13 protein-coding genes are annotated in these 11,202 nt (G+C 49.0%); all 13 read right to left on the reverse strand.

Annotated elements, in window-relative coordinates; all coding sequences use genetic code 11:
• Positions 1 to 620, reverse strand: a 620-nt coding sequence (locus ACRC27_RS01255) for a lipoyl synthase (RefSeq protein ID WP_438638958.1), incomplete at its 3' end; no start/stop codon positions are given.
• Complete coding sequence (gene lipB, locus ACRC27_RS01260) at positions 613 to 1,323, reverse strand: lipoyl(octanoyl) transferase LipB (protein ID WP_438629897.1); 711 nt, start codon at positions 1,321 to 1,323, stop codon at positions 613 to 615. The genes ACRC27_RS01255 and lipB, both read right to left, overlap by 8 nt.
• 217 nt (positions 1,324 to 1,540) lie before the next feature.
• Complete coding sequence (gene ybeD / locus ACRC27_RS01265; protein ID WP_438623761.1) at positions 1,541 to 1,807, reverse strand: DUF493 family protein YbeD; 267 nt, start codon at positions 1,805 to 1,807, stop codon at positions 1,541 to 1,543.
• Positions 1,808 to 1,983: 176 nt separating this feature from the next.
• Positions 1,984 to 3,162: a serine hydrolase gene (locus ACRC27_RS01270; protein ID WP_438623762.1), complete on the reverse strand. Its 1,179-nt coding sequence runs from the start codon at positions 3,160 to 3,162 to the stop codon at positions 1,984 to 1,986.
• Between the two features lie 118 nt (positions 3,163 to 3,280).
• Positions 3,281 to 3,988, reverse strand: a complete 708-nt coding sequence (locus tag ACRC27_RS01275) for an SPOR domain-containing protein (protein WP_438638960.1) — start codon at positions 3,986 to 3,988, stop codon at positions 3,281 to 3,283.
• A gap of 8 nt (positions 3,989 to 3,996) precedes the next feature.
• The gene (gene mrdB, locus ACRC27_RS01280) at positions 3,997 to 5,109 is read right to left on the reverse strand and encodes a peptidoglycan glycosyltransferase MrdB (RefSeq protein WP_438623764.1); all 1,113 of its coding nucleotides are present in this window, start codon (positions 5,107 to 5,109) and stop codon (positions 3,997 to 3,999) included.
• Entirely contained in the window at positions 5,102 to 7,009 is a 1,908-nt protein-coding gene (gene mrdA, locus ACRC27_RS01285; protein ID WP_438638962.1) for a peptidoglycan DD-transpeptidase MrdA, read from the reverse strand. The genes mrdB and mrdA overlap by 8 nt, the downstream gene beginning before the upstream one ends.
• 60 nt (positions 7,010 to 7,069) lie before the next feature.
• Positions 7,070 to 7,540 carry a 23S rRNA (pseudouridine(1915)-N(3))-methyltransferase RlmH gene (rlmH, locus tag ACRC27_RS01290; protein WP_438623766.1) on the reverse strand — a complete coding sequence of 157 codons (471 nt, stop codon included), beginning with the start codon at positions 7,538 to 7,540 and terminating at the stop codon, positions 7,070 to 7,072.
• Between the two features lie 3 nt (positions 7,541 to 7,543).
• Positions 7,544 to 7,861 carry a ribosome silencing factor gene (gene rsfS / locus ACRC27_RS01295; RefSeq protein WP_438623767.1) on the reverse strand — a complete coding sequence of 106 codons (318 nt, stop codon included), beginning with the start codon at positions 7,859 to 7,861 and terminating at the stop codon, positions 7,544 to 7,546.
• Between the two features lie 78 nt (positions 7,862 to 7,939).
• The gene (gene nadD / locus ACRC27_RS01300; RefSeq protein ID WP_438638966.1) at positions 7,940 to 8,635 is read right to left on the reverse strand and encodes a nicotinate-nucleotide adenylyltransferase; all 696 of its coding nucleotides are present in this window, start codon (positions 8,633 to 8,635) and stop codon (positions 7,940 to 7,942) included.
• Positions 8,635 to 9,690 (reverse strand): DNA polymerase III subunit delta, encoded by a 1,056-nt coding sequence (gene holA / locus ACRC27_RS01305; RefSeq protein ID WP_438623768.1) that lies wholly within the window; start codon positions 9,688 to 9,690, stop codon positions 8,635 to 8,637. Before holA ends, nadD begins: the two co-directional genes overlap by 1 nt.
• A gap of 154 nt (positions 9,691 to 9,844) precedes the next feature.
• The gene (gene lptE, locus ACRC27_RS01310) at positions 9,845 to 10,396 is read right to left on the reverse strand and encodes an LPS assembly lipoprotein LptE (protein WP_438629885.1); all 552 of its coding nucleotides are present in this window, start codon (positions 10,394 to 10,396) and stop codon (positions 9,845 to 9,847) included.
• Between the two features lie 15 nt (positions 10,397 to 10,411).
• On the reverse strand, positions 10,412 to 11,202 hold a 791-nt coding region (locus ACRC27_RS01315; protein ID WP_438638964.1), incomplete at its 5' end, for a class I tRNA ligase family protein.

Genomic DNA, 11,202 nt, shown 5'->3' on the forward strand with positions numbered 1-11,202 from the left:
GGGCGGATCTGACGATATAAACGCGGTACGTTTTCTAGATTGTGGTTGAAAACATCCGGCGGGGTGGCTGTTAGGATCTCCAGCGCACGATCCATTCGACCACGAAAGTCAGGAACCAGCGTTTCGATACGGATTGCTGGGCTTTCGGCACGAATGGCACTGATACAATCAGCAAAGTGCTGTGCGCCGCCATCACGCAGATCATCACGATCCACTGACGTTACTACCACATACTTGAGTTTCATATCGCGGATAGTACGGCCAAGTTTGGCGGCTTCTTCGGTATCGACCGGCAGCGGACGACCATGGCCAACATCACAAAACGGGCAGCGGCGAGTGCAGATAGCACCAAGGATCATAAAGGTTGCCGTACCGTGGTTAAAGCATTCGGCCAGATTTGGGCACGAGGCCTCTTCACAGACCGAGTGCAGACCATTTTTGCGCATCGCAGATTTAATTTCTTGAATGCGTGAAGAGTCAGCAGGCAGTTTGATCTTCATCCACTCAGGTTTACGCAGTACAGCAGATTGTTCAACGGCAACATTTTTTACCGGAATCAACGCCATTTTATCGGCATCACGGTATTTTACGCCGCGCTCAATTTGAATGGGTTTACTCATGGGTCAGTGATTTCCAAGAAGAGTGCTCAACGTTGTGATAGCCGAGCAAAGTAATGAATTCCCGCACCAGAACTGACTCTACCTCTGCAACGTTTGTCGGGCCGCCCAGATCTGCTGTCTGAGTCATTTGCATGCCAACATAACCGCAGGGGTTAATTCGGGTGAAGGGGGATAAATCCATATTAACATTCAGTGCCAATCCGTGGAATGAACTGCCTCTGCGGATACGTAGCCCGAGAGAGCAAATTTTCTTTTCAGGGATATGTGCCGTATTTGGCTCTGCATTGGCGTGCTGAGCAGCAATATACACACCGGGTGCATCAGCGCGTGCGTGTGCGTTGATGGAAAAATGTGCCAGTGAGTTAATCACACAATTTTCGATATGGCTGACCAGTTCACGAACACCGAGTTTGCTGCGGCGCAAATCAATCAGTACATACATGACGACCTGACCGGGGCCGTGATAAGTTACCTGACCACCCCTGTCTGACTGTACAACCGGAATATCACCGCATGCCAGTAAGTGTTCAGCTTTTCCGGCCTGACCTTGTGTAAAGACCGGATTATGCTCAACCAACCAGATTTCATCGGCAGTATCTGATGTACGCTGATCGGTAAATGCATGCATAGCACGCCAGATGGGTTCGTAATCTTGTTGCCCGAGCTGGCGAACAATTAAGGTTTGATGTTGCAAAAGCATCACCATGCAGTTGTGAACATTACGCTCATTATACGGACTTGTTTCACAACCGGAACCTGAAATTAGTGGCTATCGTACGATAATGACAGCCTTGCATGGGTTGGTGTGAAGGAGCAGAAGAGACATGTTCTGTGCTGATACTGTTTGGCAGCATAGTTTAGCGGCACAGAACACGATTTTACGCCCTGTTCGGTGCTGTTGCCCGAACAGGATATCAAAATTACAGAACCATACGCACGATATCGATAGCACCCAGCTCTTCATACAGGGTTTCAACTTGATCAATATGGGTTGCAGTAATGGTCACTGACACTGAGTGGTAAGTGCCTTTGCTGCTTGGTTTTACCGCAGGGGTGTAATCACCCGGCGCATGTTTTTGTATAACGGTAACGACTTTGTCAACCAGCTCAGGTTGAGCTAACCCCATGACTTTATAGGTAAAAGAACACGGGAATTCGAGCAATTCGTTAAGTTTTGTTTTTTGCATAGTCAGTGCTCCAGTCTGGAGGGTAACGCAGAATAAAAAAATGACCCCAGTATTCACTGGGATCATCCTTGATAGTAGATCGCGCTGATATAAACCGCCTGCCGGTGTGTTGCAGTGTCAGGCTATATCGTCAGCAGAGAAATCGGTTTCTCTATACAGACTATATGGGGGCGAAATTAGCCAAACCAACGGTGGAACAGCAAAGTAAAGTAATCTGCCAGTCGGCTAAACATACCACCTTCTTCTACGGTATTTAATACAACCAGTGGCTGTGTATCAACATCTTTTCCATCAAGCTGGAAGAAAATCTTGCCCACCACATCACCACGGGTCAGCGGTGCTTTTAGCTCTTTATCCAGCTCAAAACGGGCTTTAAGATCATTTACACGGCCACGCGGTACGGTGATATAGACATTTTTCAGTACGCCAAGGCTGACTTCTGAGGCATCGCCAAACCAGACACGCTCTTTGGTAAATTCACGATCAGCTTTTAGTGGCTCAATGGTTTCAAAGAAACGGAAGCCCCACGTCAGCAGTTTTTTACTCTCTGCTGCACGCTGTTGTGAGCTAGATGCACCAATGACGGCAGCAACCAGACGCATTTGGCCTTCTGTTGCAGAAGAGACTAAGTTAAAACCCGCTGCTGCGGTGTGGCCAGTTTTGATGCCATCAACATTGAGGCTCTTATCCCACAACAGTGAGTTGCGGTTTGGCTGAGTAATGCCGTTATAGGTGAACGATTTCTCTTTATAGACCGCATATTCATCGGGTACATCACGGATCAGCGCTGAACCAAGCGTAGCAAGGTCGCGTGCGGTGCTGTACTGGTCTGGGTTATCCAGCCCGTGCGGGTTCATAAAGTGAGAGCTGTTCATGCCAAGCTCTTTGGCATATTTGTTCATCATGTCGGCAAATGAGTCTTCACTGCCGGCAACATGTTCAGACATGGCCACGCAAGCATCATTACCGGACTGGATAATAATACCGCGGTTTAGATCGGCAACTTTAACCGGCTTACCCACTTCGATAAACATCTTCGAGGAGTCTGGGTAGTTTTTACTCCACGCATTTTTACTGACGATAACAACGTCATCCGGTGAAATTTTACCGGCTTTGATTTCACGGCCAATAACATAGCTGGTCATCATTTTGGTCAGGCTTGCTGGCAGAATTTTCATGTCAGCATCACGTTCAGCCAAAATTTTTCCGGAGTTGTAATCCATCAAAATATAGGATTTTGCAGCAATACTCGGTGCAACAGGGATCGTGGTGTCTGCAAAAGCATAAGATGCAGAAACAGAGATTGTGCCCAGCAGCAAGAAGCGTGCTGATTTAGTTAATCGGGTTAATTTCATGGTCTGAACAACTTCTTCCATGGCTAAAGTAAAGGGTTAATGTAAACAAACATCAATGTTTATTTGTGTAAAGTATGTACAGTTTATATGCGCATATTATATGCACATGCCCATACACTTAATGCGTATCAGCATTTGCAAACGCAAATGCTTGTGGATAATTTTCATTTTTCAGCTGATCACGCAGTGCTTCTGCTTGTGCGCGGCTAGCAATCGGCCCAAGTTGTACGCGGTAAAATGCACCGGCTTGTTCTATCTTCCCACCAATATTATGGCTTTGCTTAAGTTGTGTCAGCAGGTTTGTGGCACGGGTCTGATCACTGATTGCTACCACCTGAACAGTAAAGCGAGTTGCCGAGGCATCCGCAGTGCTGTTAATCCGTGGGGTATTTGTGCGAGCTACCGGTGCCGCGGTTGGGGTTGTCTCAGGTAACACTTCAGGTTCACCGGCTGCTGGGCTGATATGAATACGGGTGCTGTTACCTTCGGTACTGACGCGGGTGGTGACACCGTTTTCATCAGTATTGCTGTACATCGGCAATGGATCAGGCTGTGCAACGATTGGCGCAGGCTGTGTGATATAGCCGTTGTTGTCTGTACCGCTGATTGCAGGTACAGATGGCTGTGCTGATACGCCCATTGCTGTGCTTTGATCTTGAGCACTGCTGAGGGTTTCCATTTGTGGGGTCATATCCAGCGCAAAAGATTGTTGCTCTTCTTCTTGCTGCGGAGGATTAGCCACATCATTTGTTGGCGCAGGTTGTTGAGATACACAACCTGCCAGTAACAGGCTTATCAGCAGTGGGTAAATACCATGGTTACGCATCTGTTCCCTTATACGTTTTTAGACAGCATTTTTCGGTGGGTGTGAATAGACATTACTATGCCAAATCCTGCCATCAGTGCAATGATTGATGTGCCACCATGACTGATTAATGGCAACGGTACGCCAACGACCGGTAAGATACCACTCACCATACCAATGTTAACAAAGATATAAACAAAGAAGATCAGTGTAATACCGCCTGCCAATAATCGGCCAAAGGCAGTCTGTGCACGTGAGGCTATGGTCAGCCCGCGAGCGATCACAAAGATATACAGAGCCATCAGCACCAGAAAGCCTATCATCCCCAGCTCTTCTGCTATTACGGCAAAGATAAAGTCGGTATGGCGCTCGGGCAGAAATTCGAGCTGTGATTGCGTTCCGTGCAGCCAGCCTTTCCCGAATACACCGCCTGATCCAATCGCAATTTTTGATTGGATAATGTGGTAGCCCGCACCGAGCGGATCACTTTCTGGATTAAGCAGTGTCAGTACGCGCGTACGCTGATAATCGTGCATCAGGAAGAACCAGAGTACCGGCACAAAAGCCGCAATCAGCCCGACTGCGATTAAGATTAAATACCAGCTGATCCCCGACAGGAAAACGATAAAAATACCGGATGCCGCAACTAAAATGGAGGTACCCAAATCAGGCTGTGCAGCCACCAGCAGGGTAGGGACAAAAATAAGCGCTAGCGCGATGGCAGTATTTTTCATCGACGGAGGCATCGGCTCTCGGCTGATAAAGCGTGCGACCATCAGCGGAACCGACAATTTCACCAGTTCAGACGGCTGAAAACGGACAAACCCCAGATCAAGCCAGCGTTGAGCACCTTTTGAGATAGCACCAAACAGATCAACGAGTATCAGCAGTATCACACCGACAACGTACAGGTAAGGGGCCCAAGCTTCGTATACTCGTGGGGGGATCTGCGCCATGATAAACATGGCCAGTAAACCTAAGCTGACTTGGGCAATTTTACGTTCGATCATATCCATGTCTTGACCACTGGCGCTGTACATGACAAATGCGCCCATCATCAATAACAAAAACAGGCCGGTCAGCAGCGGCAGGTCAATATGGATACGGTCACAGAATGAGCGTGGCCGATTGGTGTCAGTCATTCGGTGTATTATCCTCTTGTGAAGCATTATCAGCAGGCTCAACGGCTTGTTTGCCTAGCAGTACATGATCAAAAATTTGTCGGGCAATCGGAGCACCGTTGCTTGAACCACCACCGGCGTTTTCCAGCAAAATAGAGACAACCACTTGCGGGTTCTCATACGGTGCAAAACCGGTGAACCATGCGTGATCATGTAAATGATTGGCCAGCTTTTTGGCATCATAGGTTTGGTTGGCTGCCAGACTAAACACCTGTGCCGTGCCTGATTTTCCTGCTGATTTATACGGTGTACCCACAAATGATTTACGGGCAGTACCGTTACTGCGGTGGTTTACGCCATACATACCATCTTTGGCGATCTCCCAATATCCTGATGTTTTAACACCAATCGGGGGCAGCTTTTCGTCAGGGTAATTCATGGTAATACCATTCCCCTGAATAGATTTGAGCAGGTGTGGTGGTTTGACTTCACCATCGTTGATCAGAATGGTCATCGCTTTTGCCAGTTGCAGAGGGGTGGCTGTCCAGTAACCCTGACCTATCCCGACAGGGATAGTGTCACCCTGATACCAAGGTTTACGGTGGCGGGTTATTTTCCATTCACGTGATGGCATGATCCCCGGCCGCTCTTCAGAGATATCGATACCGGTAAACTGACCAAAGCCAAATCTCTTCATCCAGTCAGAGAGGCGATCAATTCCCATATCGTAGGCAACTTGATAGAAGAAGGTATCGGCAGACTCTTCAATGGCCTTGGTGATATTAAGCGTACCATGCCCCCACTTTTTCCAGTCGCGGTAGCGCTTTTCGGTGCCCGGCAGCTTCCACCAGCCCGGATCAAACAGGGTCGTTTTGGTGGTGATAACCCCCGTTTCAAGCGCGGCAACAGTGATAAAAGGCTTAACGGTTGAGGCGGGTGGATAGACACCCTGTGTTGTACGGTTGATCAGCGGCAAATCGGGATCATTGAGCAGGGCGCTGTAAGTAGAGCTTGGAATGCCGTTAACAAATAAGTTCGGATCGTAACTTGGGCTAGAGACCATGGCCAGTACGCTGCCATCACGTGGGTCAAGCACCACCACAGAGCCACGGCGTCCGGCCAGAATTTTTTCGATGTACTGCTGCAGCTCTAAATCAAGGCTCAGAGTGATGTTTTGTCCGGCAATAGGCGGTTGCTCACGCAGTTTGCGGATCACCTTGCCACGGTTGTTTACTTCAACCTCTTCTGAACCGGTTTGACCGTGCAGAATATTTTCGTAATAACGCTCAATACCCAGTTTCCCGATATCGTGCGTACCTGAGTAGTTGGCAAGTTTGTCTTCTTTGCCTAATCGTTCGACATCTTTGTCGTTAATTTTTGCCACATAGCCGATCACATGGGTCAGAACTGGCCCATAAGGGTAGTAGCGTTTCAGGTAGCCTTTAACTTCAACACCCGGAAACAGGTATTGATTAATGGCAAAACGGGCAACCTGTTCTTCATTCAGTGGTGTTTTGATGGCGATGGAGGTGAAACGGCGGGCACGTTTTCGCTCTTTTCTGAAGTCCGCAATATCGCCATCGGTTAAACCGACAATCGGTTTTAGGGCCTCTAGCGTTTTATCTACGTTGTCGACTTTTTCCGGCATCATTTCTAGCTGAAATACGGTGCGGTTTTCGGCCAATAAAATGCCGTTGCGATCGTAAATTAATCCCCGGCTTGGCGGAATGGGCAGCAGTTTGATTCGGTTATCGTTCGAACGGGTTTGGTAATCTTCGTAGCTTTGCACTTGCAGATGATAAAGATTTGCCACCAGAATGCTGCTGAGCAGTAAAATACCGATAAAGGCGACCACAGCCCGTCGAACAAACAGCGCGCTTTCTGATGAGTGATCACGAAAATGAGTACGATCCTGCTTCATTCGCTAATAAAATCCCAATGGCAATGTATCTGTATGACGTGTTACAGCTGATTTTGTTAACTATTCCCGATGGTAAGGGTGGTTAGTGGTTACACTCCACGCCCGATACAAGCTCTCAGCCACCAGTACACGTACCAGCGGGTGCGGCAGTGTCAGCGGTGACAGTGACCAGCTCTGTTCCGCCGCCTCTTTACAGGCGGGCGAAAGCCCTTCAGGACCACCGATCAGAAAGCTGACATCACGGCCATCTTGTTTCCAGCGTTCTAGTTGTTCAGCTAATTGTTCTGTTGTCCAAGGTTTACCGGGAATATCAAGGGTGACTATCCGATTTCCCTTCGGAATGGCTGCCAACATCTGTTCACCCTCTTTATCGAGAATGCGCTTGATATCGGCATTTTTCCCGCGTTTTCCCGCTTGAACTTCTAATAGCTCAAACGGCATATCCTTAGGAAAACGGCGGGTATACTCTTTAAAACCCGTTTCTACCCATGCGGGCATTTTGGTACCAACGGCAACCAGTTGCAGTTTCACCGTTTAACCCCAAAGTCTTTCCAGTTGATACGCAGCACGGCTCTCTTCTTGCATCACATGAACGATAACATCGCCCAGATCAACAATAACCCAATCGCCGGTTTGTGTGCCTTCAATACCCATAGGCTCGACACCAGCAAGCTTGGCTTCTTTCGCTACATATTCAGCAACGGAGATGACATGTCGGTTTGACGTGCCAGTGCAAATCACCATGTAATCAGTGATGCTTGATTTGCCTTGCACATTGAGGGCAGTGATCTGTTGACCTTTAAGATCATCAATTTTATCGATAATGAAGTCTTGGAGTTGTTGACCTTGCAAAAGTTCCCCTTAGCTGGCAATTCGTTACCAGTAGAATGTAGAGTCGGTATAAAACAGGCGGCGGAGTATAGCACGCAGCTAGGCTGATGAGTACAACCGGTTCTGGCGGATATAGGCCGCTACACTGGCCGTTAATTGCTGATCGCACCGTTGACCCTGCTGTAATTGTGCTCGGATTTGGGTGGCTGAAATATCAACCTGAGGTGTTTGGGCAAAATAGAGCGCACCTTGTGGTTGTTGATGTAAATCCATCGGGCAGGTTGTTCGGTGCTGTGTTATCCACTGTCGAAAATCGGGATCGTCAGGCAGGGGTTGATAGTGGGGGCGCATGCAGACTATCAGATGTGCGACACCCAGCAATGCTTGCCAGCGATGCCATGTGGGTAAGCTCAGTAACGAGTCTTGCCCGATAATAAAGGCCAGCGGCTGTTCTGCGCCTATTTCTTGGCGGATATCTTCCAGTGTGTTGATAGTATACGACGGGTTGCTGTGAGCCAGTTCACGCAGATCGGGGACAAAAAGTGGATACTGCTGACAAACCAGTGCCACCATGTCGGCACGCTGCTGTGCGTTGGCGTGCGGTTGCGGGCGATGGGGCGGTAGATTGTTTGGCAGCAGTCGAACCTGTGTCAGGCCGATTTCAGTTGCCAGTGCGCTGACCGGCTCAATGTGCCCGCGGTGAATGGGATCAAATGTACCGCCATACAGACCGATTAACGGCAGGGAAGGCTGCGTGTGGTTGATGTCTGTATGAGCAGGCTGAATAGGTATCATCATGATAGGTCGTGCGAAAATGGCAGTGTGAGGGTATGCCCACAGAGGCTGCAACTGAGCGCCTGCAAAGCTGGCCATACATCGCTACTGTAGTCTTGTTTTACCATTCGCTCAATCATTGCTAACTGGTGTAGTTGTTGCCCGAGTTGTGCGCCTGTCAGCCGTTGCAAGGCATGTGTCAGTAGTGGCCGACGGTTTTGCCATATTTTGTGTTGATCAAAGAGTGGCCGCAGTGCATGGCTGTGCGGTTGGGCTGCCTGCTGCAGTGCTGTATGCAAGGTTAACAGCAGCATTAGCTCCCGCTGTAGGGTGCGTAGCAAAATGACCGGTTCGGCATCTTCATTTTTGAGCTGCTCTAATACCCGTAAAGCACGTTTGGCTTTTCCTTCGAGCAGTGCATCAATCCAGTGATAGGGTGTAAAGTGCGATGATTGGTTTACGGCTGATTCTACGCGTGGCAGGGTCAGTTTTCCGTCGGGGAACAGCAGTTTTAGCCGTTCAAGTGCTTGACTGAGTGCCAGCAGATTACCTTCATAACAGTGGCAGAGCATCTGCACCGAAGCATCATCGAGCTGTAATGCCAGTGTTCGAGCACGTGTTGCAACCCATTTAGGCAGTTGCGGCAGTTCCGGTGTTTGGCAACTGATCAGTGTTGCCTGTGGGCTGAGGGCTTTAAACCACTTACTGTTTTCCTGCGCCTTTGTTAGTTTATTGCCTTGAATCAGCAGTAAGATATCAGGGTGCAGTAAAGTCGCTAATTTGCTCAGTGGTTCGGCATTGTGCGTGCCTGGGCCACTTTCTGGCAGTACCAATTCGATAATTTGGCGAGCGGAAAACAGGCTCATCGCTTGCGCACATTGATAGATACTTTCCCAGTCAGTCCGGTTATCCAGAGCAAAACTGTGCCGTTCATCAAATCCTTGAACTCTTGCCTGCTCACGCAGTGTATCTGCACTCTCTTTGAGCAATAACGGGTCATTTCCCAGCAGAAAGTAGCACGGGCGTAACCCTGATTTTAGTTGGGCAGCGAGTTGTTCAGGAAAGATTTTATTCATCAGGCTGTGTATTCATTCGGGGATAAACTCGGTGTTGCACGGAATACCATGGTTTGGTATTCCGTGCAGGTATGACATGTAACTGCTATTACATGCAGCGGCCGCATGAGAACTTACGGCCTGAGAACGTGTGTTTACCACCTATTCTCAGGGATCACTTGCGAGTTTCAGGCGTGCTGGGTGTCGAGACACTTTTAGGATGAATCGTCAGCAACTTGATCATTAAACGGCGAGCCGCTTCCTGATACATTTCATCACGCAGCAGTGCTTCTTCTGCCGATTTAGCGAGTGCGGTATTGGGGTTGTCGAAAAATGAGCGGGCAACTTGTACCGAGAGTGGATAAACATCCTGCCCTGGCACCAGTACCGATGCGTTCACCGTTAAGGTGATATTTTTCTCTGCCGCAATACCATTGCTGAACACTGATGAGACGACATCACCTTGACCGGCGCTGTTCAGGCGGAAGGTTGGAATATCTGAACCTGCCTCCTGCTCTTTCACCAACGTAATGTTGTTGAGTAGCATCTGTTCACGCATTGCGCGGGTCAGCGGGCCATAAGGATCATAGCTTTGTAATGTCATCGTCTGAAGGTTGGTGGGGATCTGCGTAGTTCCACGCAGATGAAAACCACAACCCGCCGTGGCAGCAAGTGCCACCACGGTCAGAATCAGCATTAACGGCTTGAATCGTAAGTGTTTCAACACTCGGGTGCTCCTGTGTTAGCCGACAACCACATTCAGCAGTTTACCCGGCACGTAAATCACCTTACGGATAGTTACGCCTTCGGTATGTTTGGCAATGTTGGCATCAGCAAACGCTGCCACTTTGACCTGCTCTTCGGTTGCATCAGCAGCCACAGTTACTTTACCACGCAGCTTACCGTTGACCTGTACAACCACCAGCTTGCTGTCTTCCACCATTGCCGCTTCATCAGCAATCGGCCAAGGTGCAACATCGATATCACCTTCACCGCCGAGCGCTTGCCATAAGGCAAAACCGATATGCGGAGTGATTGGGTAAAGCATACGAACTACCGCCATCAGCGCTTCTTGCAACAAGGCGCGATCTTGTTCGCTCTCTTGTGGCATGCGGGTCAGCTTGTTCATCAGCTCCATCACAGCAGCGATAGCCGTGTTGAATGTTTGGCGACGGCCAATATCATCACTGACTTTAGCGATAGTTTTGTGCAGATCGCGGCGCAGTGATTTCTGGTCAGCATTAAGAGCGGCAACATCAAGTGCAGCTACTGCACCTTGTGCAATGTGCTCAAAGGCTAAACGCCAGATACGCTTAAGGAAGCGGTTTGCACCTTCAACGCCTGACTCTTGCCACTCAAGGGTCATCTCTGCTGGAGAGGCAAACATCATGAACAGACGTACCGTATCTGCACCGTATTTCTCTACCATCTCCTGAGGGTCAATGCCGTTATTTTTTGATTTCGACATTTTGCTCATACCGGCATATACCAGCGGATGGCCATCTTTATCTTCAGCTTTGAGGATAGCGCCTT

It is taken from the genome of Plesiomonas sp. (assembly GCF_051650925.1).
Classification (GTDB): domain Bacteria; phylum Pseudomonadota; class Gammaproteobacteria; order Enterobacterales; family CAMTGL01; genus Plesiomonas.

What these genes read in the sequence shown, in the direction of transcription:
- ACRC27_RS01270 (WP_438623762.1), bottom strand. Translation starts at nt 3,162, where the DNA reads ATGAAATTAACCCGATTAACTAAATCAGCACGCTTCTTGCTGCTGGGC.
- nadD (WP_438638966.1), bottom strand. Translation starts at nt 8,635, where the DNA reads ATGATACCTATTCAGCCTGCTCATACAGACATCAACCACACGCAGCCT.
- ybeD (WP_438623761.1), bottom strand. Translation starts at nt 1,807, where the DNA reads ATGCAAAAAACAAAACTTAACGAATTGCTCGAATTCCCGTGTTCTTTT.
- mrdB (WP_438623764.1), bottom strand. Translation starts at nt 5,109, where the DNA reads ATGACTGACACCAATCGGCCACGCTCATTCTGTGACCGTATCCATATT.
- ACRC27_RS01275 (WP_438638960.1), bottom strand. Translation starts at nt 3,988, where the DNA reads ATGCGTAACCATGGTATTTACCCACTGCTGATAAGCCTGTTACTGGCA.
- holA (WP_438623768.1), bottom strand. Translation starts at nt 9,690, where the DNA reads ATGAATAAAATCTTTCCTGAACAACTCGCTGCCCAACTAAAATCAGGG.
- mrdA (WP_438638962.1), bottom strand. Translation starts at nt 7,009, where the DNA reads ATGAAGCAGGATCGTACTCATTTTCGTGATCACTCATCAGAAAGCGCG.